The sequence below is a fragment of the Microbacterium sp. MYb66 genome (assembly GCF_002979435.1).
Taxonomy (GTDB): domain Bacteria; phylum Actinomycetota; class Actinomycetes; order Actinomycetales; family Microbacteriaceae; genus Microbacterium.
The window spans coordinates 21,290-42,620 of sequence record NZ_PCOV01000008.1 but is presented as its reverse complement, the minus strand read 5'-3'; the positions used below and the strand labels follow the sequence as shown (position 1 = coordinate 42,620).

Annotated in this window: 21 protein-coding genes; 12 read left to right on the top strand and 9 right to left on the bottom strand. The window is 70.1% G+C overall.

Annotated features, from left to right (window positions below; translation table 11 throughout):
* Window positions 1–15 precede the first annotated feature (15 nt).
* The gene (locus tag CQ045_RS14925) at window positions 16–2,139 is read right to left on the bottom strand and encodes a RecQ family ATP-dependent DNA helicase (RefSeq protein WP_105725105.1); all 2,124 of its coding nucleotides are present in this window, start codon (window positions 2,137–2,139) and stop codon (window positions 16–18) included.
* A gap of 93 nt (window positions 2,140–2,232) precedes the next feature.
* On the opposite strand from CQ045_RS14925, the gene CQ045_RS14920 reads away from it, so the two are divergent.
* The 8 genes from CQ045_RS14920 to CQ045_RS14885 all read left to right on the top strand — a co-directional run bounded on the left by CQ045_RS14920 (window position 2,233) and on the right by CQ045_RS14885 (window position 8,872).
* Entirely contained in the window at window positions 2,233–2,652 is a 420-nt protein-coding gene (locus tag CQ045_RS14920) for a pilus assembly protein CpaE (protein ID WP_105725103.1), read from the top strand.
* Between the two features lie 97 nt (window positions 2,653–2,749).
* On the top strand, window positions 2,750–3,724 hold the full coding sequence (gene paaA / locus CQ045_RS14915; protein ID WP_105725101.1) for a 1,2-phenylacetyl-CoA epoxidase subunit PaaA: 975 nt from the start codon (window positions 2,750–2,752) through the stop codon (window positions 3,722–3,724).
* On the top strand, window positions 3,724–4,029 hold the full coding sequence (paaB, locus tag CQ045_RS14910; RefSeq protein WP_017828375.1) for a 1,2-phenylacetyl-CoA epoxidase subunit PaaB: 306 nt from the start codon (window positions 3,724–3,726) through the stop codon (window positions 4,027–4,029). The genes paaA and paaB overlap by 1 nt, the downstream gene beginning before the upstream one ends.
* Window positions 4,026–4,862 carry a 1,2-phenylacetyl-CoA epoxidase subunit PaaC gene (gene paaC, locus CQ045_RS14905; RefSeq protein WP_105725098.1) on the top strand — a complete coding sequence of 279 codons (837 nt, stop codon included), beginning with the start codon at window positions 4,026–4,028 and terminating at the stop codon, window positions 4,860–4,862. The genes paaB and paaC overlap by 4 nt, the downstream gene beginning before the upstream one ends.
* Window positions 4,856–5,350 carry a 1,2-phenylacetyl-CoA epoxidase subunit PaaD gene (gene paaD / locus CQ045_RS14900; protein ID WP_105725097.1) on the top strand — a complete coding sequence of 165 codons (495 nt, stop codon included), beginning with the start codon at window positions 4,856–4,858 and terminating at the stop codon, window positions 5,348–5,350. Before paaC ends, paaD begins: the two co-directional genes overlap by 7 nt.
* 1 nt (window position 5,351) lies before the next feature.
* Window positions 5,352–6,518, top strand: coding sequence for a 1,2-phenylacetyl-CoA epoxidase subunit PaaE (gene paaE / locus CQ045_RS14895; RefSeq protein WP_105725095.1), 1,167 nt, complete (start codon window positions 5,352–5,354; stop codon window positions 6,516–6,518).
* Window positions 6,519–6,531: 13 nt separating this feature from the next.
* Entirely contained in the window at window positions 6,532–7,302 is a 771-nt protein-coding gene (locus CQ045_RS14890; protein ID WP_105725093.1) for an enoyl-CoA hydratase/isomerase family protein, read from the top strand.
* Between the two features lie 46 nt (window positions 7,303–7,348).
* Window positions 7,349–8,872 (top strand): ATP-dependent DNA ligase, encoded by a 1,524-nt coding sequence (locus CQ045_RS14885; RefSeq protein WP_105725092.1) that lies wholly within the window; start codon window positions 7,349–7,351, stop codon window positions 8,870–8,872.
* 15 nt (window positions 8,873–8,887) lie between these two features.
* Here CQ045_RS14885 and CQ045_RS14880 read toward each other — a convergent pair whose 3' ends face one another.
* Window positions 8,888–9,397 carry a phosphoribosyltransferase gene (locus CQ045_RS14880; RefSeq protein WP_105725090.1) on the bottom strand — a complete coding sequence of 170 codons (510 nt, stop codon included), beginning with the start codon at window positions 9,395–9,397 and terminating at the stop codon, window positions 8,888–8,890.
* Between the two features lie 170 nt (window positions 9,398–9,567).
* Between CQ045_RS14880 and CQ045_RS14875 the strand changes: the two genes are divergently transcribed.
* Both CQ045_RS14875 and CQ045_RS14870 read left to right on the top strand, forming a co-directional pair.
* A complete protein-coding gene (locus CQ045_RS14875) occupies window positions 9,568–11,217 on the top strand; it encodes a thiamine pyrophosphate-binding protein (protein ID WP_105725088.1) in 1,650 nt (549 codons plus the stop codon).
* A 21-nt stretch (window positions 11,218–11,238) separates the two neighbouring features.
* Window positions 11,239–11,655, top strand: coding sequence for a VOC family protein (locus CQ045_RS14870; protein ID WP_105725086.1), 417 nt, complete (start codon window positions 11,239–11,241; stop codon window positions 11,653–11,655).
* Here the strand turns inward: CQ045_RS14870 and CQ045_RS14865 are convergent.
* A complete protein-coding gene (locus CQ045_RS14865; RefSeq protein WP_105725084.1) occupies window positions 11,652–12,032 on the bottom strand; it encodes a VOC family protein in 381 nt (126 codons plus the stop codon). The genes CQ045_RS14870 and CQ045_RS14865 overlap by 4 nt on opposite strands.
* A 141-nt stretch (window positions 12,033–12,173) precedes the next feature.
* Between CQ045_RS14865 and CQ045_RS14860 the strand changes: the two genes are divergently transcribed.
* Window positions 12,174–13,388, top strand: a complete 1,215-nt coding sequence (locus CQ045_RS14860; RefSeq protein ID WP_146115255.1) for a hypothetical protein — start codon at window positions 12,174–12,176, stop codon at window positions 13,386–13,388.
* Between the two features lie 3 nt (window positions 13,389–13,391).
* Here the strand turns inward: CQ045_RS14860 and CQ045_RS14855 are convergent, their stop codons facing one another.
* The 5 genes from CQ045_RS14855 to CQ045_RS14835 form a co-directional block, all read right to left on the bottom strand.
* Complete coding sequence (locus tag CQ045_RS14855) at window positions 13,392–14,024, bottom strand: response regulator transcription factor (RefSeq protein ID WP_219844440.1); 633 nt, start codon at window positions 14,022–14,024, stop codon at window positions 13,392–13,394.
* Entirely contained in the window at window positions 14,018–15,226 is a 1,209-nt protein-coding gene (locus CQ045_RS14850) for a sensor histidine kinase (protein ID WP_105725078.1), read from the bottom strand. Before CQ045_RS14850 ends, CQ045_RS14855 begins: the two co-directional genes overlap by 7 nt.
* Before the next feature lie 28 nt (window positions 15,227–15,254).
* The gene (locus tag CQ045_RS14845; protein WP_105725076.1) at window positions 15,255–16,010 is read right to left on the bottom strand and encodes an ABC transporter permease; all 756 of its coding nucleotides are present in this window, start codon (window positions 16,008–16,010) and stop codon (window positions 15,255–15,257) included.
* Between the two features lies 1 nt (window position 16,011).
* Window positions 16,012–16,986: an ABC transporter ATP-binding protein gene (locus CQ045_RS14840; protein WP_105725074.1), complete on the bottom strand. Its 975-nt coding sequence runs from the start codon at window positions 16,984–16,986 to the stop codon at window positions 16,012–16,014.
* Between the two features lie 83 nt (window positions 16,987–17,069).
* Window positions 17,070–18,941, bottom strand: coding sequence for an FAD-dependent monooxygenase (locus CQ045_RS14835; RefSeq protein WP_105725072.1), 1,872 nt, complete (start codon window positions 18,939–18,941; stop codon window positions 17,070–17,072).
* Between the two features lie 146 nt (window positions 18,942–19,087).
* Here CQ045_RS14835 and CQ045_RS14830 point away from each other — a divergent pair, with 146 nt between their 5' ends.
* A complete protein-coding gene (locus tag CQ045_RS14830; RefSeq protein WP_105725070.1) occupies window positions 19,088–19,798 on the top strand; it encodes an IclR family transcriptional regulator in 711 nt (236 codons plus the stop codon).
* Window positions 19,799–19,903: 105 nt separating this feature from the next.
* Here CQ045_RS14830 and CQ045_RS14825 read toward each other — a convergent pair whose 3' ends face one another.
* Entirely contained in the window at window positions 19,904–21,283 is a 1,380-nt protein-coding gene (locus CQ045_RS14825; protein WP_105725068.1) for an MFS transporter, read from the bottom strand.
* Window positions 21,284–21,331: the final 48 nt, after the last annotated feature.

Here is a 21,331-nt window from a genome sequence, read left to right as displayed (position 1 = left end):
GAACGCGGCACGTCCTCAGCCGCGCAACGCCAGCGCGAAGGGCAGGACCTCGGTCGCCCCCGCCTGGCGCATCGTGCGCGCGGCGACCGTCATCGTCCAGCGACTGTCGACCAGATCGTCGACCAGCAGCACGGGCCCTGCGGGAACATCGAGGTGCTGCGCGCTGAAGCGATCCCAGACGCCGGCGAGACGGAAGACGCTGTTCCCGCCCGGCTGTCCACTCGGGCCCCCGGCGACCGGTTCGAGCGCGCCGAGGTAGGGCAGCCGCCCGATGTCGGCGAGGCCGCGGGCGAGGGAGTCGACCAGCAGGGGGTGCGATCGTGACGGCAAGGCCACCACGGCGACCGGCCGCTCGTCCCAGCCCCATCCGGCCAGGACACGGACACAGGCCTGGAGCAGCTGCGGCGTCACGGCGGCATCCGGCGCGCCCGCCGCGAACAGGTCGCGCAGCGCGCCACCCCAGCCCAGGTCGGTCAGACGAGCCAGCGCTCGCCCCTCTCCCGCCTGCTCGTCAGCGGCGATCCGCCCCTTGACCGGCACCTCCAGCCGATCCGCTCCGGTCGGCCACGCCCGCCGCGGTTCGATGGGGACGCCGACCCGATCGAGCGACTCGGCGGCCTGCGTGCTCGCGGACTCCCCGATCTCGCGGGGGAACCATCCGCCCGCGCAGTTGTCGCACCTCCCGCAGGGCACGGCCGTGTCGTCGTCGAGCGAGCGCTGCAGGAACTCCATGCGGCACCCGTCGGTCTGCTCGTAGTCGATCATGTGCTGCTGCTCGGCGACACGATCGGCGGCGATGCGCTCGTAGCGCTCGGCGTCGTACGTCCAGGGCTCGCCGGTCGCGACCCAGCCGCCCTGCACGCGTCGCACCGCACCGTCGACGTCGAGCACCTTGAGCAGCAGCTCGAGCGGCGTGCGGCGGATGTCGACCATGGCCTCGAGCGCAGGCGTCGAGATCGGAGCGTCGCCGAGCGCGTCGATCACCCGCTCCGCCCGCTCCCGGTCGGGCATCGATGCCGTCGCGAAGTAGTGCCAGATGTCGCGGTCCTCGACCCCGGGCAGCAGCAGCACGTCGGCGCTCTCACTCGCACGCCCGGCACGGCCGACCTGCTGGTAGTACGCCACGGGTGACGACGGCGCCCCGAGGTGCAGTACGAAGCCCAGATCGGGCTTGTCGAACCCCATGCCCAGCGCGCTCGTGGCGACGAGCGCCTTGACCTCGTTGCGCTTGAGCATCCCCTCGGATTCCGCGCGCTCGTCGGTGTCGGTCTGCCCGGTGTACGCCCGGACGTCGTGACCGTGATCGCGCAGCAGCCGGGCGGTGTCGACGGCCGCCGCGACGGTCAGCGTGTAGATGATGCCGGAGCCGGGCAGGTCGTCGAGGTGGCTCAGCAGCCACGCCAGGCGGCTCGCCGAGTCCCGCAGGCGCAGCACACCCAGCCGCAGCGAGGTGCGCGCGAGCGGGCCGCGGATCGTGAGCACCGGCTCGGCTCCGGCCTCACCGTCGGGCTGGAGACTGCCGAGCTGCTCGGCGACGTCGGCCACGACGCGGCTGTTCGCGGTCGCGGTGGTGGCGAGCACCGGCACATCGGCCGGCATCTGCGCGATCAGGTCGCGCAGGCGCCGGTAGTCGGGACGGAAGTCGTGTCCCCAGTCGCTGATGCAATGGGCCTCGTCGACCACCAGCATCCCGATGCGGCGCACGAGCGCCGGCAGCTGCTGCTCGCGGAACGCGGGATTGTTGAGTCGCTCGGGCGAGACCAGCAGCACGTCGACCTCGTCGCGATCGAGCTGCGCGAGCACGTCCGACCATTCGTGCGCGTTGGTGGAGTTGATCGCGACCGCACGCACTCCCGCGCGCTCGGCGGCCGCGATCTGGTCGCGCATGAGCGCCAGCAGCGGCGAGACGAGCACGGTCGGACCGGCGCCCTGACGTCGCAGCAGCAGCGTGGCCACGAAGTACACCGCCGACTTGCCCCATCCGGTGCGCTGCACCACGAGGGCACGGCGGCGCCCTTCGACCAGAGCCTCGATCGCCTCGTACTGCCCGTCATGGAAATCGGCGTCTGGTCGGCCGACGAGATCACGCAGCGCGGCGAGCGCGGCCTCACGGGTGTCGACGGGGGCTGCGGAGGTCATGTCCCCACTCTGCCTCACCCCGCCGACACGTCGACCCGCGCGTCCACAGCTTCTCCGGCCTCTGCCGGGGATCCCGTCGTCTAGCGTGAAGGGATGATCACACGCGAGCTGGCCGTCGCCCTGCGGGATTCCGGACTCGTGTGGCATCCCGCCGAAGGAGATCGGTTCCAGCTCGACCTGCCGAACGAGGTGGAACTCGAAGCGGAGGCCGAGGTGTACACGGTCAGCGAGATGACGATCGAAGCGCGGCAGACGCCGAGCGGCACGGATCTGGCCTTCAACGGCACGACGGAGTGGGCGCTCGACGCCGTGACCCTCGCCGACGCGGTCTGGCTCCCGGGCGAGGATCAGCTGCGTGAACTGCTGCGCGGCACCTTCCGTTCGCTGGTGCGTCTCGACGACGCCTTCCGGGTCGAGATCGAGATCGCCGGCGTCTCGCTCGCCTTCGAGCATCCGGACCCCGCCGAGGCCTACGGCCGCGCACTCCTGGAGCTGATCTCCCGCTCGCAGTGAGCGAGCCCGAGCACTGCGGCTTGAATCGCGCAGTTTGCTGTGTCAGAATTACCTAACGATCGGTCAGTAAAGATGACCGGATGCTGAGGAGTCGACGATGACCAGTCCCGCAGACCTGTCCCTGGTGGGCGAGATCTCCGATGAGGAACGCCTGTTCGACGAGCTCATCGCGAACGAGCAGCGCATCGAGCCGCGCGACTGGATGCCGGACGCGTACCGCAAGACGCTCGTGCGGCAGATCTCCCAGCACGCGCACTCCGAGATCATCGGCATGCAGCCGGAAGGCAACTGGATCACCCGCGCGCCGAGCCTCAAGCGCAAGGCGATCCTGATGGCGAAGGTGCAGGACGAGGCGGGCCACGGCCTCTACCTCTACTCCGCCGCGCAGACCCTCGGCACCACCCGCGACGAGATGATGGATCAGCTCATCAGCGGCAAGGCCAAGTACTCCTCGATCTTCAACTACCCGACCCCGACCTGGGCCGACATGGGCGCGATCGGCTGGCTCGTCGACGGTGCCGCGATCTGCAACCAGGTACCGCTGTGCCGGGCATCCTACGGGCCCTACGGCCGGGCGATGGTCCGCGTGTGCAAGGAGGAGTCCTTCCACCAGCGGCAGGGTTTCGAGATCCTGCTCTCGCTCATGCAGGGCACCGAGGAACAGCGGCAGATGGCGCAGGACGCGGTGAACCGCTGGTACTGGCCGAGCCTGGCGATGTTCGGTCCCCCCGATGACCAGTCCCCGAACTCGGCGCAGTCGATGAAGTGGAAGATCAAGCGGTTCTCGAACGATGAGCTCCGTCAGCGCTTCGTCGGGATGCTCGTGCCGCAGGCCGAGATCCTGGGCGTCACGCTGCCCGACCCCGAGCTGCGCTTCGACGAGGAGACCGGCCGGTACATCATCGGCGAGATCGACTGGGACGAGTTCTTCGAGGTGCTGCGCGGCAACGGTCCGTGCAATGCGGAGCGGCTGGAACGCCGACGGACCGCCCACGAAGAAGGCGCCTGGGTACGCGAGGCAGCCGCGGAGTACGCCCGTAAGCAGTCTCTGAAGACGAAGGCGGTGGCATGATGGCGACCCCGGGTGCGGACGAGCGCGAACCCTGGCCGCTGTGGGAGGTCTTCGTCCGTGCCAACCGCGGATTGAGCCACGTGCACGTCGGTTCCCTGCACGCCCCGGATGCCGAGATGGCGATCCGCAACGCCCGCGACCTCTACACGCGGCGCGGCGAGGGCGTCTCGATCTGGGTCGCCCCCGCCGACGCGATCACGACGAGCGACCCCGACGCCAAGGGCGCGTATTTCGAGAGCCCTGCAGGCAAGAACTACCGCCACGCGGTGTACTACACGGCGTCCGAGGGGGTGCCGCACCTGTGAGCACGGCACACGACGACATCGACGTCCACGGCGACGTCTCGGTCGACGAGCTCCGACTGTCCCAGGAGCTCTCCGGCACCGGCGCGGTCGCCGCCTCCGCCGACATCGCCGAATATGCGCTCCGCCTCGGCGACGACGCACTGATCCTCTCCCAGCAGCTGGGCGAATGGATCTCCCGCGCCCCCGAGCTCGAGGAAGACGTCGCACTCGGGAACATCGCCCTCGACCTCCTCGGACACGCGCGCTCCTTCCTGCACTACGCGGGCTCATACGACGGCCGCAGCGAAGACGACCTCGCCTTCTTCCGCGACGAGCCGGAGTTCCGGTGCGCCTGGATCGTGCAGCAGCCCAACGGCGACTTCGCTCAGACGATCGCCCGGCAGTTCGTCGTCGCCACGTACATGTTCGAGCTGTACTCCGCCCTCCGCTCCAGCAGCGACGAGACCTTCGCAGCCATCGCCGCGAAGTCCCTCAAGGAGGTCGACTACCACCGCGATCACGCGGTGCAGTGGATGCTGCGCCTCGCCGGAGGCACCGAGGAGTCCCGCGCCCGGATCATCCGCGCGACCGGTGACGTCTGGCCGTATGTCGAAGAGCTGTTCCGCGACGACGACCTGATCGGTCGCCTCGGCGATGCGGCGGTGCGCCCGTCGAGCCTGCGCGCAGGATTCGATGGAGTGGTCGACACGGTCTTCGCCGAAGCGGAGCTGACGGTCCCGCCGGTCGCCGCATCCTCGGCCGGCGGACGGCACGGCGCCCATGCGACGCCGCTCGGCCACATCCTCGCCGAGATGCAGGTGCTCGCCCGCCGGCATCCGGGGGCATCATGGTGACGCGGACCGCCACTCAGGACGCCTGGCGGATCGCCGCTGCCGTCCCCGACCCCGAAGTACCCGTCCTCACGATCGAGGACCTCGGCGTGCTCCGAGCGGTGCTGGTCGAGGGCTCCCGCGTGCACGTCGACATCACGCCGACCTACAGCGGCTGCCCCGCGATGGACACGATCCGCGACGATGTGATCCTCGCGCTCACCGCGGCCGGATACGACGAGGTCGAAGTGCGCCTCGTCCTCTCCCCCGCGTGGACCACGGACTGGATGACGGATGCCGGCAAGTCCAAGCTCGAGGAGTACGGCATCGCGCCGCCCTCCGGCCGGGCCGCGGTTTCGACCGGTCCCATCCGACTCTCCCTGAGCGTGCGCTGTCCGCGCTGCGGCTCCCTCGACACCCGTGAGGTCTCCCACTTCGGCTCCACCTCGTGCAAGGCGCTGTTCGAGTGCCGCGCGTGCCTCGAGCCCTTCGACCACTTCAAGGTGCACTGACATGTCGCTCTTCACGTCCGCCCCGGCATCCGTCCCGCGATCGACGGCTCCGCGCGAGACCGCTGCTCCTCGAAAGCGCGCCCGTTTCCACACCCTCACGGTCGAAGACGTGCGTCCGCTCACCGACGACGCGGTCGAGGTGACGTTCACCGTGCCCGCAGCCCTCGCCGACGAGTACGACCACCTGCCCGGCCAGTACGTCGCCCTGCGCACCACGCTCGACGGCGTCGAGGTGCGACGCTCGTATTCGCTCTGTCGCGCGCCGGAGCACCGCGACGACGGCCGTGACACCCGCCTGAGCGTCGCCGTGAAGCGCGACGAGGGCGGACTGTTCTCGACATGGGCGCAGACCGGCCTCCAGCCCGGGTTCGAGATCGACGTGATGAGCCCGCAGGGAACGTTCACGTCCGCCCTCGACGACCTCGACCACCGTCACGTCGTCGGGATCGCCGCAGGCTCCGGCATCACGCCCCTGATGGCGCTCGCGCACACGGTGCTGACCCGCTCCGACACCTCGCGGTTCACGCTGCTCTACACGAACCGCGCCACGCTCGACGTGATGTTCCTGGAAGATCTCGCCGATCTGAAGGACCGGTATCCGACCCGGCTCGTGCTGCACCACGTGCTCTCGCGGGAGCAGCGGGCGGCGCCGGTGCTGTCGGGCCGGATCGACGAGGAGAAGCTCCGGACGATCCTCGGCACGCTGATCCCGCCCGCGACGGTCGACGAGTGGTTCCTGTGCGGCCCGCTCGCCCTGGTGGATCTGTGTCGCGACGTGCTGACCGATGTCGGCGTCGACCGCTCGCACATCCGCTTCGAGCTGTTCACGACCGGCGACGAACCCGCTCGTGCCGCCCGTCCCGTGCAGGTCCGCTCCGGCCAGAAGACCGTGCGCATCGAGGTCACGCTCGACGGCGTCTCCTCCACCGTGGAGAGCCCGGTCGACGCGCACGAGTCGGTGCTCAATGCGGCGTTGCGCGTGCGGCCCGACGCCCCGTTCGCGTGCGCGGGCGGTGTATGCGGCACCTGCCGGGCGCGAGTCATCGAGGGCAGCGTGACCATGACCGAGAACTACGCACTGGAGCCCGACGAGCTCGAGCGCGGATTCGTGCTCACCTGCCAGTCCCACCCGACCAGCGACCGTGTGGTCGTCGACTACGACGTCTGACCCGGAGGCCCCCATGATCGACCTCACCATCGCCGACGACGTCGCCACCATCGTGCTGAACGCACCGGCGAAGCGGAACGCCCTCGACGAGCAGGCGCTGGACGAGCTGGATGCCGCGTACGATGCGGCGGAGAACGCAGGGGTGCGGGCGCTCGTGCTCCGTGGCGAGGGACGGGCGTTCTGCGCCGGGCGCGACATCTCCGGCGTCGACCCGAGAGACGACGACGTGCTCGGCTATCTCGGCGGCCTCGTCACCCCGCTGCTGCAGCGCATGGCACGCTTCCCCGCGCCGACGTTCGCGGTCGCGCACGGCGCCTGTCTCGGCGTCGGACTCGGCCTCTTGATCGCGACCGATGTCGTGTACGTCGCCGAGTCCGCGAAGATCGGGTCCCCGTTCGCCGCGCTCGGCGCGACGCTCGACTCCGGTGGCCACGCCCTCTTCCTCGACCGGCTCGGGGCCCACAAGACCCTCGACCTGATCTACACGGGGCGCCTGATGAGCGGTGCGGAGGCCGTCGCGTCCGGCCTGTTCTCGCGCGTGTTCCCCGATGACGAGGTGGTGCAGGCGACGACGGATGCCGCGGCTGCTGCCGCCCGCGGTGCCACGGCCGCGTTCCTCGCGAGCAAGGAGCTGATCGCGAGGATCCGCGACGAGAGGCTCGCGCTCTGGGATGCGGTCGGCATCGAGAACGCCGCACAGGCCGCGCTGTGCGACACCGATGACTACCGCGAGGGGTTCGCCGCGTTCCAGGAGAAGCGGAAGCCGGAGTTCCGCGGGCGCTGAGACGCGACGCCGACCGAGTGTCGGGGGCCGGTGCGAGAATGCGGGGATGAAGCTCGAAGAGCTCGTCACCACAGCCGACCGCGTCGGGGCGACGTCGTCCCGCCTCGCCAAGATCGAGGCCCTCGCCGATCTGCTCGCGCGCGCCGACGTGTCCGAGATCCCCGCCGTCATGGGGCTCCTGCTCGCCTCGCCGCGTCAAGGACGGCTGGGCGTGGGTTGGCGCGGCATCGCGGCGCTCGACATCGCACACGCCGACGGTCCCACCCTGACCGTCGGCGACGTCGACCGCTCCTTGGATGCCCTCGCCGCGACCTCCGGTTCCGGGTCGGCGGCGGCACGCACCCGCATCCTCGGCGAGCTCGCGTCAGGCGCCACCGCCGTCGAGTGGGACTTCCTCGCCAGGGCGATGCTCGGCGAGCTGCGCACCGGCGCGCTTTCCGGGGTGCTCACCGACGCGATCGCCCGCGCGGCCGACCGCGCACCGGCCGTCGTCCGCAGAGCGGCGATGCTGTCGGGCGACCTCGGCGAGACCGCACTCATCGCGCTCACCGGAGCGGAGGGCGATCTGGAGGCGGTCGGGCTGCAGGTCGGGCGCCCGGTCCTGCCGATGCTGGCAGCCACCGCGGCGACGGCGACCGCCGCACTGGAGATCACCGGTCGGGCATCCGTCGAATACAAGCTCGACGGCGCCCGCATCCAGGTGCATCGTCACGGCGACGAGGTCGGCGTCTACACGCGGAGCCTCGCCGACATCACCCACCGCGTGCCGGAGATCGTCGAGATCGTGCGGTCGCTGCCGGTGCACGACGTCATCCTCGACGGTGAGACGCTGTCGCTCGACGAAGACGGCGGACCACGTCCGTTCCAGGAGACGATGTCGAGGTTCGGCGCCGACGTGTCCCGCGAGCTCGTGCTGCGCCCGTGGTTCTTCGACGTGCTGCACGTGGACGGGCGCGACCTGCTCGACGAGCCGCTCACCGTCCGGCTGGCCGAACTCGAGCGCGTGGCCGGCGAGTGGCGGATGCCCGGCATCGTCACCGACGATGCCGAGGCCGCCGAGCAGCTGTCGCGCGAAGCTCTCGCCGCAGGACACGAAGGCGTCGTGGTCAAGTCCGTCGACGCGCCCTACACGGCCGGACGCCGAGGCAAGTCCTGGATCAAGGTCAAGCCCGTGCTGACCTTCGATCTGGTGGTCCTGGGCGCGGAGTGGGGCTCCGGCCGCCGACGCGGCTGGCTGTCGAATCTGCACCTCGGGGCGCGCGATCCCGACGGCGAGTTCGGCGACCCCGGCGGCTTCGTCATGGTCGGCAAGACCTTCAAGGGCCTCACCGACGAGCTGCTGCGCTGGCAGACCGCCGAGTTCCCCGAGCACGAGACGCGCCGCACGGCATCCACCGTGTTCCTGCGGCCGGACATCGTCGTGGAGATCGCGATCGACGGTGTGCAGCGCTCCCCGCGCTACCCGGGTGGCATCGCGCTGCGCTTCGCCCGCGTGAAGGGCTACCGTCCGGACAAGACCGCCGCCGAAGCCGACACGATCCAGACCCTGCGGTCGCTGCTGCACGCGTGAACCGCGTGCGGGCGCTCACGCGGACGGCGCGAGCCCCTGGTCCTCTTCGCGAACGGTTCCCCGGTACGACCACGGGAAGTTGATCCAGAGGTCGGTGTCCTTCCAGGCGAAGTCGGGCTGGATGATGGTCGACGGCTTGGTGTAGATCGTGACCGACCGCACGTCGGCGCCCTTGTCCTTCAACAGCTGGACGGCGAGGGCGAGTGTGCGGCCGGAGTCGGCGACGTCGTCGACGAGGAGCACCCGGCGCCCGTCGAGATAGGCCATGTCGAGTTCGGGAGGAAGCACCTCGGGGGCATCGAGCACCGTACCGATGCCGGTGTAGAACTCGACATTGATCGCCCCGCAGTTCTTGGCTCCGAGACCGTACGCGATCGCCCCCGCCGGAAGCAGCCCTCCACGCGCGATCGCCACGACGACCTCCGGCATGAATCCACTGTCGAGGATGTTTCGTGCCAGATCGCGCGTCGCCGCGCCGAAGCCGTCCCAGGTGAGCGTCTCGCGCTCGATAGCCGCATCAGTCATTCGTGCATTCTCCCGCATCCACCCGCCCGCCTGTGCGCTGCGCCGATAGACTGGGCGGGTCCGGCCCGACCGGTGCCTGAAAAAGAGGCACGAAGCACTTCGCGAAGACGCGGAGGCGAGACACATACGGAAACCGCAGTTCCTCCGTCCCTGTCTCGAAAGGCTCTCGCATGCCCACCGTCTCCGCGCACGTCGCTCTCACGCTCGCCCAGCACATCGATGCCGTCTTCGGCGTGATGGGCAACGGCAACGCCTACTTCCTCGATGCCATCGAGACGCAGACGGATGCCGTGTTCACCGCCGTCCGTCACGAGCAGGGCGCCGTCGTCGCCGCCGACGCCCACTTCCGCGCGTCCGGGCGCATCGCTGCCGGAACCTCCACCTACGGCGCCGGGTTCACCAACACCCTCACCGCGCTGGCGGAGGCCGTGCAGGCTCATGTGCCGCTCGTGCTCGTGGTCGGCGACGAGCCGACCTCCGGACCGCGTCCGTGGGACGTCGACCAGATCGCGCTCGCCTCGGCCGTCGGAGCCCGCACCTATACGGTGGGCCGCGCGGATGCCGCGGCGACCACGGTCATCGCGATCGAGCACGCCCTGACCTACCGCGTCCCGGTCGTGCTCGCGATCCCCTACGACGTCGCGGCGCTCGAAGCGGGCGATGTGCCGGAGGCCCCGTCACCGCGCATCCCGGCACCGCTCGCACCGCGCGGCGAGTTCGCCGACGGGATGCTCGACGAGATCGCCGCCGCCTTGGCCGGCGCCGAGCGGCCGTTCCTGCTCGCGGGCCGCGGTGCCTGGCTGTCCGGTGCGAGCGCGGCGCTGGGTGAACTCGCCGCCGCGACCGGAGCGCTGACGGCGTCGTCGGCGCTCGGCCGTGGCGTGTTCCCCGAGTCGCAGTACGACCTCGGCGTCACCGGCGGATTCGGTGCCGACGGCGCGATGGAGCTCATCCGCACGGCTGACGTCGCCGTCGTCTTCGGCGCCTCACTGAACCAGTTCACGATGCGGTTCGGCGAGCTGTTCGCCCCCGGCACACGGGTCTTCCAGATCGACATCGCCCCCGCTGCCACCCATGCCCACGTCGGCGGGTTCGTGCGCGCCGATGCCCGTCTGGCCGCCGAGGCCCTCGTGTCCCGGCTCGGTGACTCCGTGCCGTCGAGCCCGTGGCGGGAGATCGTCGATGTCGCAGCAGCCCGGGCGTACGAGGCCGGTGACGACCTCGCCGCCGATGGCCGCCTCGACCCGCGCTCCGCGGCTCGCCGCATCGCCGAGCTGCTTCCGGAGGACCGCGTCGTCGTGTCCGACGGGGGCCACTTCATCGGCTGGGCGAACATGTACTGGCCGGTTGCCGCCCCCGATCGCATGATGATGATCGGCACCGCGTTCCAGTCCATCGGCCAGGGCTGGCCGAGCGTCGTCGGGGCCGCTCTGGCGCGACGCGAATCGACCGTGGTGCTCACCTCGGGCGACGGCGGAGGGCTGATGGCGATCGCCGACCTCGAATCCGCCGTCCGCGCGGCCGGCGGCCGGGGCATGGCCGTCGTCTGGAACGACGCGGCGTACGGCGCGGAGGTGAACCTGTACGGCCTCAAGGGCCTGGCCGAGGGACCGATGCGCATCCCCGAGGTGGACTTCGCCGCGTTCGGCGCCGCCGTCGGAGCCGAAGGCGTGGTCGTTCGCTCGCTCGCCGACCTCGCCCGTCTCGAGAGCTGGACCGCCGAGGACGCCTCCACCCGCCGCTTCCTGCTCCTCGACCTGCGCATCTCCGGGGATGTGATCGCGCCGTACCAGCAGGAGATCATCCGCGTGAACTCCTGACTCGACTGGCAGACTCGGAGGATGCCGGGTCTCCATCACGTCGAACTGTGGGTCGCCGACCTCGATGCCGTGCGCACGGAATGGCGCTGGATCCTCGATCGTCTGGGCTTCACGCTCGACAGCGAATGGGGTGGCGGGCAATCCTGGGCCGCGGGCGGGACCTACCTCACCTTCACGACCTCTCCGAATCTGTCGGATGCCGCCCACGACCGTCGTCGCGCCGGGCTCAACCATCTGGCGTTCCGCGGTGGCGACGCCCGTGCCGTGGATGCGCTCATGACCGAGGCCCCGGCGCACGGCTGGCACCCGCTCTACGCCGAGCGCTACCCGCACGCCGGCGGCGAACAGCACTACGCGGGGTGGCTCGAGAACACCGCAGGCTTCAAGGTCGAGGTGGTCGCCGACACCGCGTCGATGTCGGCGACCACCGTCGTCTAGCCCCGAGCTCCGTAGTCGGGCAGCTCCTGCAGCGTCCAGGTGTTGCCGTCGGGGTCGTCGAAGGACACGAACCGGCCCCAGTCCATGTCCTCCACGCCGCGGGCTTCGACGCCGAGTCCCTGCAGATGCGCCAGCGCCTCATCCGCATCGGGCACCACGACCTGGATCGTGTTCTGCTGCCCCGGCTCCAGGTCGTTCCCGAGGCCCGTGCCGAAGGCGATCGAGCAGGCCGAGCCCGGTGGAGTCATCTGCACGAACCGCAGCCCCTCGACGGGCGTCTGGTCGTGGTCGGCGTGGAAGCCGATCTTCTCGTAGAAGGCCTTCGACCGGTCGACATCCGAGACCGGGACGAAGATGAGTTCGATCTTCCAATCCATCACGCACTCCTCCTGTCGGGCGCCGTCGCCCATCGGCGTCCACGGTACGCGCGGCCACCGACGTCGCACCAGAGCGGTCGGCGCATCGTGACCGGGTGAAGGTCGGTGGAGCCGCCCTCCTCGGTGACGGATACTGGTCGGGTGACGCGACGTCGAGAGCATGACCGGATGCCCCTGATCCTCGACGCCCTCTGCCTGGCACGAGAGGATACGCCCGTGGTGCGTCTGATCGATGTGCTCGGCCCCGAACCGGTGGAGATCTCCGAGCGCCGCATCGGCGAACCGGCCGTGCTCTCGCAGCACCTGCTCTTCGAGTCGGGCGGAGAGATCGTGATGCACGACGACGCGGTCGTCGCCGTGATCCTGCATCTCACGCCGACACGGTTCGCTCCGCGGGGCCTCGACGCCGCGGAGTGGATCCTGGGTATCGACGACGATGCGACCTTCGCCGACTTCAAGGCCATCTTCGACGTCCCGTGGAGGTTCGCAGACGGGGACCGCTACTTCGTCCTCGAGGCCGCCTATCTGCGCCCGGAGTTCGTGAAGCATGGGGGCCGTCGAGCCGGAGACCTGCAGCGTGTGGCCGTCACCGCGGACGATCCGAAGGACACGTGCCGTCCGGCGGACGAGGACTGCCCGGTGTGCCGCGATCTGATCGTGCGCGCCGGCGACGGCTCCTTCGACGTCGACGGCACGGTCACCGCTCTCGTGGCTGGGGTCGACGCAGGAGTGCTCAAAGCACCCGGCGGAGCCGTCCGCCTCGCCGACCTCCGACTGCTGCACGCCTCCGCCCTGATGGAGCGGGTCGAGAGCCAGGTCACATGCACTGAGTGCGGCCGGGTCGCCTGCCTCACCCTGTATCGCGACGCCCCTCCGACATTCGGGTACCTCCCGCTCGATGCCGCCCTGCGACGACCCCTCGAAGCGATCCCTCCCGTCGAGGAGTGGGGCGACGCCGCCCGCATCGCCGAGGTGCGCGATGCGATGCGCTACGTCGATCATGAGCCGGGCTCGTGGTTCCTGGTCGAACAGCACGGCGACCTGTACCTCGACTCCCGGTACACGATCACCTCGATGGCCGACGACTCGTGCCTGATCCGCCTGTACCAAGCGGAGCGCCAGGAGTACCACGAAGCCGGCCGCGACAGCCTCAGCGAACTCGCCCGGCGGATCGACCGCAGCGGCCCTCACCGGGAGGAGTCTCCCTTCCACCGGAGGAACCTCCTTCGTCACCCGGACGGAGGGAGGGACTACTCCGCCGAGGTCCGGGCCGCGATCGCCGGCCACACCTGGCTCGCACGGCAGAAGCAGGCCGCGGCACAGCGTGCACTGTCGCCATCCGCTGGAGACGACTGAGCGTCAGATCCAGCCCTTGTCGAGTGCGATCCGCACGGCCTGCGCCCGGTTCGCCGCACCCGTCTTCCCGATCGCCGCGGAGAGATGGTTCCGCACGGTTCCGGCGGACAGGAACACCTCCGCCGCGATGGCCGCGGCCGAGCGCCCGTCGGCCGCCAGGCGCAGCACCTGTCGCTCCCGCTCACTCAGCGGGTTCGCGCCATCGAAGAGCCCCTCGGCGGCGAGTGCCGGATCCAGCACCCGCAGTCCGGAATGCACTCGACGCACCGCTTCGGCCAGCTGCTCGGCGGGTGTGTCCTTCACGATGAAGCCGCTGGCTCCGGAGTCCAGCGCCGACCGCAGGTACCCCGGCCGCGCGAAGGTCGTCACGACCAGCACCCGCGTCGCCGGACTCGCCTCGCGGATGCGACGCGTGGCCTCCACGCCGTCCATCCCGGGCATCTGGATGTCCATCAGGCAGACGTCGGGACGGAGGTCTTCCGCGAGGCGCACGGCCTCGGCTCCGTCGGCCGCCATGCCGACCACGGCGAGATCGGGCTCCAGGTCGAGCAGCGCGCCCAGTGCCCCGCGAACCAGCGCCTGGTCGTCGGCGATCAGCAGACGGATCACTGCACCATCGCTGGAAGCGCTCACCAGGTCAGCTCCACACGGGTGCCCGCGTCGCCCGCATCCGCCGTTCCGATCGCGAAACCCGCCCCTGCCACCGCCGCCCGCTCCCGCATCCCCCGGATGCCGTTGCCCTCGGGCGCGCGGACGCCTCCGCCGTCGTCCTCTACGATCATCCGCCCCGGAGCCAACGCGACGCGGACGCTGCGGGCCTGCGAGTGCCGGAGCACATTCGTCGTCGCCTCACGCAGGATCCAGCTCGCGGTGATCGCCTGCACCGGGGACAGCGCGCCCGGCTCGCCTTCGACCGTCAACTCGATGTCCGCCGCGCGAAGCGAGTCCCGCGACGATGCGAGCTGCTCGACCAGCGTCGTCGCGCGCGTTCCCGCGACCGTCGAACGGACGCCGGCGATCGCCTCCGCGGTGAGCCGCTCGATGTCGGCGAGCTCGGCCTTCGCCCGCTCCGGGTCGGAGTCCATGAGCCGCCGCACCAGTTGCGCCTTGAGTCCGACGACCGTCAGCGAGTGGCCGATCAGGTCGTGCACGTCGCGGGCCACCGCTTCGCGTCCCTCGCTCGTCGCCAGCTCGAGGCCGAGCTGCTCCGCCTCGGCCGAGCGGATGATGAGCCACGTCGACACCGTGTTGACCACGCCGAGCAGCCCCACGATCGCCAGGACCGACAGGTAGTTGAGGCCACCGGGGAGCAGGAAGACGCAGAGCGCCGTGACGGCGACAGCGGCGACGGTCGTGATCCAGTGCCACACGCGTGTGAGACCGTAGGAGGCGAAAGACATGATGAACGGCAGGAAGCTGAGCGCCGACCCGCCCTCGGCCGGCACCGAGACCAGCACGCACGCGATGAGGGCCACGAACGTGATCCACTGCCGCATCGACGGCGGCCGCCCCAACCCCCCGCCGCCGCGCATGCCGTGCATGAAGCCGGTGACGTAGAGCAGGACGAAGGTGACCAGGGCGACCCAGCCCACGATGACCCAGGCCGGCGACGCCTCGGACCGCAGCAGCGCGATCACCGGGTAGACGAGGAAGACCAGCCAGATCACGGCCATCAACCACCCGAATCGCGCCCAGGGGTCCTTCCCCACCGGTCCGCGCGGGGCCCGCGCCCCGGGAGCCGACCAGGCTGCCGGGGGCGCTCCGAGAGCAGCGGCCCGCGCGGCGTCGCGAGAGGCGCCGGCTTCCTCCGGTGCCTCTCGCTTCGAGTACTGCGTCATCCGTCCAACCTACTGTCGCCGGATGCCGTCACTGCCGCGCCCGGGAGCGCTTCATGCCCATCGTGACCAGCAGCACGAACAGCGCGAGCCATACGGCGACGTTGAGGAACAGCATCCACAGCTCGTCGGTCTGACCCGTGGTGAGCACCCCCTCGGTCAGCGGCCACCGGCTCAGAGCCACGAAGCCGTAGAGGGGCGTGAAGCGGGCGATGTCGAGCATGACGCCGTCGAGCGGCATGAACACGTTGCCGAAGAAGGCGAAGAAGGTCATCGAGATCGAGGCGAGAGCGGCCGCCGAGTCGGAGCTGAAGAACAGTCCGACGCCGAGACCGAAGAGACCGTAGATCAGTCCGATCCCGAGGATGATGCCGGCTGTCGCCGCCCAGCGCCAGGTGTCGTCGACGTGCGCTCCGGTCATCATGCCCGCGGCGAACACCGCCAGCAGCGCCAGCGCCGCGAAGGCGACAGAGGTGAGCAGCTTGGTCAGTGCGTAGCCGGCCGTGGTCAGCGGGGTCATCGCGAGCTGACGCCCCCACCCCTGCTTCGCCTCGGTCGCGGCGAGCGACGTCAGAGAGCTCATCGCGACCGCCGTGCCGTAGGCGGCCATCGACGTCATCACGTAGAACGACACATTGCCGTTGCCTGCCGACAGCGAGCCGTAGCCCATCCCGGCGCCGAACAGCAGGTACATCGCGACCGGCATCGCGAGGGTGAACGCGAGCGTGTACGGGTTGCGCAGCTGGCGGACGCCTTCGATCCGCAGCATGGTGGGTGAGACGAGCATGTCAGTTCTCCGTGAGCGCCGTGAAGGCGGTTTCGAGGGTGGGGGCGGCGATCTCGAGATCGTGTGCGCCGTTGTCGAGCAGGATGCGGGCGGCCGCGTCGGAATCGGTCGCGCGCAGGCTGAGGCGATCCCCGTCCAGCCGCACCGCGGTGACGCCGTCGGTCGCGTTCAGGGTGGTGACGAGTGCCGCAGAGGTCGTGCCGACCGTCGCCGACACGGTGCGCTCCCCGAGGCTCGCCCGCAGCAGGGCGGTCGGAGCGTCCGCGACGATCGTCCCGCGATGCATCACCACGGTCCGGCGGGCGAACTGCTCGGCCTCCTCGAGGTAGTGGGTCGCGAAGATGATCGTGCGCCCGGCATCCGCGTCCGCCCGCATCACGTCCCAGAAGTGCCGCCGTGCTGTGACGTCCATGCCGGCCGTCGGCTCGTCGAGCACGAGGATGTCGGGGTCGGACACCATGGCGAGGGCGAACTTCACCCGCTGCTGCTCTCCACCCGAGCACTTGGACACCCGGCGGCGGGCGAGGTGCTCCAGGTCGGCGCGGGCCAGGACCTCCGGCACCCGCGCGGCTGCCCCGGCTCCGTACAGCGAGGCGATGAGACGCACGGTCTCACCCACGGTCAGGTCGCCCAGGAGGCCGCCGGTCTGCAGCACCGCGCCGATCGCCCCGCTCGAGGTCGCCTGATCGGGCGTGACGCCGAGCACCTGCACGCTGCCGCTGCTGGGCTCGGTGAGTCCGAGCAGCATGTCGAGTGTGGTCGTCTTGCCCGCGCCGTTCGGTCCGAGCAGTGCGACGACCTCGCCGCGGCGGATCGACAGGTCCACCCCGTCGACGGCCTGGACGCGGCGGTCGCCCGAGCCGAAGTGGCGCCGGACGCCGATCAGCTCGAGCACCACCGGTGCGGCATTCGAGGCTTCGGATGCCGGTCGCGCAGCGGCCCGCGTCGCCGGCCCATCCACAGAGGTGTTGTTCATGCCTCCAGCCTGGCCGGGCGACGCGACCAGGGCCGGAGGGCGGTGTCATCATCTCGACATGACACGTGTCATGTCGAGGAGTATCAGCGCGCCGGGAGCAGAGCCCCGTCGAAGAACTCGGACAGCTCGCCCACCGCATCCAGCGGCAGGACCGCCGCCACGTACTGGTCGGGGCGCACCACGACCACCACGCCGTCACGCGACAGCTCGCGCGCCGCGAAGATGTCGGTCTCGGTCCACTTGCTGGGACCGGCCGCGTACACCTTCTCCCAGTCGGTGAGACCGAGCGGGCCCGTCTTCGGCTGGAACAGCGCCGGGGCGGACGTGACCTCCACCTCCTCGAACGGCTGCTGATACACGGCCTTCACATCGAAGACCGCGTCGACGTCCGCATCCGCCGGGGTGAAGCGCGCGAACAGCGGTTCGGCGTCGGCGGCCCATGCCGCGAGCGCTTCCCCGGTGCGGTCGCCGAAGGCATAGACGCGCCAGCGGCCGTCCGCCTTCGCATGGTGTCCGAGGTGGGTGACGTTGCCGTCGCCGACGCGCACGACCTCGGCCGACTTGAACCTCTTCCCCAGCGGGTACCCCGCGGCGAGCGCCTGGTGCGCGTCGGTCCCGGTGATCATCGACGACGTGTACTGCGTCATGAATCCCGACGGGAACTCGGCGGTGGCGAGGTAGTAGGTCGCGAGATCGTTGGGGTCGGAGATCTCCTCCGGCTTGCGGGCCATCAGGCTCGACCACTCGCGGTCGAAGTCGATCAGCTGCTGCGCCACGGGTCGGCGCTCGGCGCCGTAGGTCGCGAGCAGCGCCTCGGGCGCACGGCCCGTGAGCACGGAGCCCAGCTTCCAGCCGAGGTTGAAACCGTCCTGCATCGAGACGTTCATACCCTGCCCGGCCTTGGCGCTGTGCGTGTGGCAGGCGTCGCCGGTGAGGAACACCCGCGGCGTGCGCCCCGACTCGTCGATCACGTCGTCGAAGCCGTCGGTGACGCGGTGTCCGACCTCGTACACGCTGTGCCAGGCGACCTCGCGCACGTCGAGCGTGTACGGATGCAGGATCTCGTTCGCCCGGCGGATGATCTCTTCGATCGGCGTCTGACGCACCCGGTGATCATCGTCGTCCGCGACCTCGCCGAGGTCGATGTACATGCGCGAGAGGTAGCCGCCCTCGCGCGGGATGTGCAGGATGTTGCCCGCCTCGGAGTTGATCGCGCACTTGGTGCGCCAGTCCGGGAAGTCGGTGTTGACGAGCACGTCCATCACGCCCCACGCGTGTGCGGCGGAGGCGCCGACGTGCGTGCGACCGATGGCCTGTCGCACGCCGCTGCGAGCGCCGTCGCATCCCGCGACGAACTTCGCCCGGACGGTCCGCTCCTCTCCCGCACGCTCGCCTGCGACGTAGCGGATGCCCACCTCGACGGGGTACTCCCCCTGTTCGTGGACCGTGAGGCCGGTGAACTCGACCCCGTAGTCGGGGACGATCCGTCCGGGTCCGTTCGCCGCCGCCTCGGCGAAGTAGTCGAGGACGCGCGCCTGGTTCACGATCAGGTGCGGGAACTCGCAGATGTCATAGGCGTAGTCGGCGGTGCGCGAGGTGCGGATGATCTCGTCTCGCTTGTCGGGGTTCGGTCCCCAGAAGTTCATCCAGCCGATGTTGTAGGCCTCGGCGATGATCCGCTCGGCGAATCCGAACGCCTGGAAGGTCTCGACGCTGCGCGGCTGGATGCCGTCGGCCTGACCCAGCGGGAGGCGCCCGTCGCGCTTCTCGATGATGCGGGTGGCGATGCCGGGGTACTGCGCCATCTGGGCGGCGAGCAGCATGCCCGCGGGCCCGGAGCCGACGATGAGCACATCGATCTCGTCGGGAAGATCGTCGGGGCGGGCGGCTCCGATTCCGGCGGCGTCCTGCACGCGCGGGTCAGCGGAGACGTAGCCGTGGTGGTGGAACTGCATCGTCGTCGATTCCTTCCGGACTTCTTCGTCGGGTCCTGCGCGTCGGGCCTTGCATCCCCCGCGAGCTTGTTCTATATTCGAACACAGCGTTCTACTATTGAACACAGCCTAATCCGCCCTGCCCGCGATCGCAAGGGAGCACCCGCATGCCCGAGAGCACCGGCGCCTCCCCCGCCTCGCAGACCCTCAGCCGAGGCATCCGCATCCTCGAGGTGCTGGCAGATGCGCGCGGCCCTCTCACGATCGACGAGATCGCGACCCGCCTCGGCGTGCATCGATCGATCGCCTATCGACTGCTGCGTACGCTCGAAGACCACGGTCTCGTCGCGCGGGATGCGGCCGGAGCCGTGAGCCTCGGCGCCCGGATGGCCGCACTCGCGGCCGGGGTCGCCCACGACCTTCAGGCCGAGGCTCTCCCCGAACTCACCGCGATCGCGAACGAGCTCGGGATGACCTGCTTCCTGGCGGTGCTCGACGGCGCCGAGTGCATCACCCTGGCGAGCGTCGAACCCCGCCACGCGGTCGCGAGCGTCGCCCAGCGCCCCGGCGCACGGCATCCCGTCACCGTCGGCGCCCCGGGCAAGGCGATTCTCGCCCAGCTCTCCCCGGGCGACTGGCCCGACGACGCGTCACCGGAGCTGCGCGACTCGGTCGAGCTCACGAAGGACCGGGGCTATGCGACGAGCCATGACGAGGTCATCCCGACGGTGCAGTCGGTGGCGGTTCCGCTCGTGCTCCGCGGTCAGCGCCCGTCGGCGATCGCCGTGGTCCACGTGGCGACCGACCTCGACGACGCCGAGATCGCCGCGCGACTGCAGCGATCGGCATCCGTCATCCGCGAGGCCCTGGACGGCTGACGCCCCACCTCCTGCACATGCGAGCTCCCGTCGCACTTCCTGTCGCGCGGTGCGGACGCAGGCGACAGGAAGTGCGACGGGAGCGGGGTCGGAGCGCGGAAGGGATCAGGCCTTCGCGAGTCCGTAGATCGGGCTGACGGACTGTTCCTCCTCGTGATCCGGACCGAGCGGGATCCCGGAGCGATCGCGCAGCAGCAGCGTCGCGATCAGGCCCAGGACGGTCATGCCTGCGAGATACCAGGTGACGGCCTGCGTCGACCCCGTCGCGCTCACGATCGCCGTGGCGATGGTGGGCGCGAACGCGCCACCCGCGATCGCACCGATCGCGTACGAGATCGAGACGCCCGAGAACCGGATGCTGGCGGGGAACAGCTCGGCGTACAGCGCCGCCTGCGGCCCGTACGTGAAGCCGAGGCCGATCGTGAGGATCGCGAGACCGGCGAACAGGAGTCCGATCTCACCGGTGTTGACGAGGGGGAACAGCGTGAACACGCCGACCAGCTGCAGCCCCCAGCCGATGAGATACGTCGTCCGACGACCGATGCGGTCGGACAGCCACCCGGCGAGGAGCGTCGTGAGCAGCCAGGTGACTGCCGAGCCGGCGACGGCCCAGAGGACCGGACCGCGCTCGAGGCCGATGGGGCCCTCGGGGTTCGTGGCGTAGCCCTGGATGTACCCGCCGGTGGTCATGTAGCCGACCGCGTTGTTGCCGGCGAACACGAACGCGGCGATGATCACGAGCAGCAGGTGCCTGCGGAAGAGCTGCGCGATCGGCATCCGCGCCTTCTCCTTGCGCTCGGCGAGCTCGGTGAAGACCGGACTCTCCTCGACCTTGCGTCGCACGTAGTAGCCGACGAGGATCAGCACCACGCTGAGCAGGAACGGCACACGCCAGCCCCAGGTCGCGAACTGGTCGCCCGGGGCGATGACGGTCATCAGCGCCATGACGCCGGAAGCGAGCAGCAGGCCGAGGGGCACGCCGATCTGCGGGGAGGCGCCGAAGATGCCGCGCTTCTTGCGGGGAGCGTGCTCGACGGCCATCAGCACCGCGCCGCCCCACTCGCCACCGGCCGAGATGCCCTGGATGATACGCAGCAGCACCAGCAGGATCGGCGCCGTGATGCCGATCGTCTCGTACGTCGGGAGCAGGCCGATGAGGGCGGTCGCCGCGCCCATCAGGATCAGCGTCCACATGAGCACGGTCTTGCGGCCGAGCTTGTCGCCGTAGTGGCCGGCGAGGAATGCGCCGAGCGGCCGGAACAGGAAGCTCACGCCGACCGTCGCGAAGGCGATGAGCGCGCTGTCCGCGCCGAGCGGCTCGAAGAACAGCTGTCCGAACACCAGGCCGACCGCCGTGGCGTAGATGAAGAAGTCGTACCACTCGACGGTGGTGCCGACGACGGTTGCGAAGACGACACGGCGCCGATCGGCCGGTGTCGCGATGGTTCCGGTGGGCGTGAACCCATCCTGTGACTGCCCGCTCATGGGGTGTCTCCTTTGGTTGTGACCGCATTGTCACGGCGTGCAGCGGAT

What these genes read in the sequence shown, in the direction of transcription:
- CQ045_RS14925 (WP_105725105.1), bottom strand. Translation starts at nt 2,139, where the DNA reads ATGACCTCCGCAGCCCCCGTCGACACCCGTGAGGCCGCGCTCGCCGCG.
- CQ045_RS14920 (WP_105725103.1), top strand. Translation starts at nt 2,233, where the DNA reads ATGATCACACGCGAGCTGGCCGTCGCCCTGCGGGATTCCGGACTCGTG.
- paaA (WP_105725101.1), top strand. Translation starts at nt 2,750, where the DNA reads ATGACCAGTCCCGCAGACCTGTCCCTGGTGGGCGAGATCTCCGATGAG.
- paaB (WP_017828375.1), top strand. Translation starts at nt 3,724, where the DNA reads ATGGCGACCCCGGGTGCGGACGAGCGCGAACCCTGGCCGCTGTGGGAG.
- paaD (WP_105725097.1), top strand. Translation starts at nt 4,856, where the DNA reads ATGGTGACGCGGACCGCCACTCAGGACGCCTGGCGGATCGCCGCTGCC.
- paaE (WP_105725095.1), top strand. Translation starts at nt 5,352, where the DNA reads ATGTCGCTCTTCACGTCCGCCCCGGCATCCGTCCCGCGATCGACGGCT.
- CQ045_RS14890 (WP_105725093.1), top strand. Translation starts at nt 6,532, where the DNA reads ATGATCGACCTCACCATCGCCGACGACGTCGCCACCATCGTGCTGAAC.
- CQ045_RS14885 (WP_105725092.1), top strand. Translation starts at nt 7,349, where the DNA reads ATGAAGCTCGAAGAGCTCGTCACCACAGCCGACCGCGTCGGGGCGACG.
- CQ045_RS14880 (WP_105725090.1), bottom strand. Translation starts at nt 9,397, where the DNA reads ATGACTGATGCGGCTATCGAGCGCGAGACGCTCACCTGGGACGGCTTC.
- CQ045_RS14875 (WP_105725088.1), top strand. Translation starts at nt 9,568, where the DNA reads ATGCCCACCGTCTCCGCGCACGTCGCTCTCACGCTCGCCCAGCACATC.
- CQ045_RS14870 (WP_105725086.1), top strand. Translation starts at nt 11,239, where the DNA reads ATGCCGGGTCTCCATCACGTCGAACTGTGGGTCGCCGACCTCGATGCC.
- CQ045_RS14865 (WP_105725084.1), bottom strand. Translation starts at nt 12,032, where the DNA reads ATGGATTGGAAGATCGAACTCATCTTCGTCCCGGTCTCGGATGTCGAC.
- CQ045_RS14850 (WP_105725078.1), bottom strand. Translation starts at nt 15,226, where the DNA reads ATGACGCAGTACTCGAAGCGAGAGGCACCGGAGGAAGCCGGCGCCTCT.
- CQ045_RS14845 (WP_105725076.1), bottom strand. Translation starts at nt 16,010, where the DNA reads ATGCTCGTCTCACCCACCATGCTGCGGATCGAAGGCGTCCGCCAGCTG.
- CQ045_RS14840 (WP_105725074.1), bottom strand. Translation starts at nt 16,986, where the DNA reads ATGAACAACACCTCTGTGGATGGGCCGGCGACGCGGGCCGCTGCGCGA.
- CQ045_RS14835 (WP_105725072.1), bottom strand. Translation starts at nt 18,941, where the DNA reads ATGCAGTTCCACCACCACGGCTACGTCTCCGCTGACCCGCGCGTGCAG.
- CQ045_RS14830 (WP_105725070.1), top strand. Translation starts at nt 19,088, where the DNA reads ATGCCCGAGAGCACCGGCGCCTCCCCCGCCTCGCAGACCCTCAGCCGA.
- CQ045_RS14825 (WP_105725068.1), bottom strand. Translation starts at nt 21,283, where the DNA reads ATGAGCGGGCAGTCACAGGATGGGTTCACGCCCACCGGAACCATCGCG.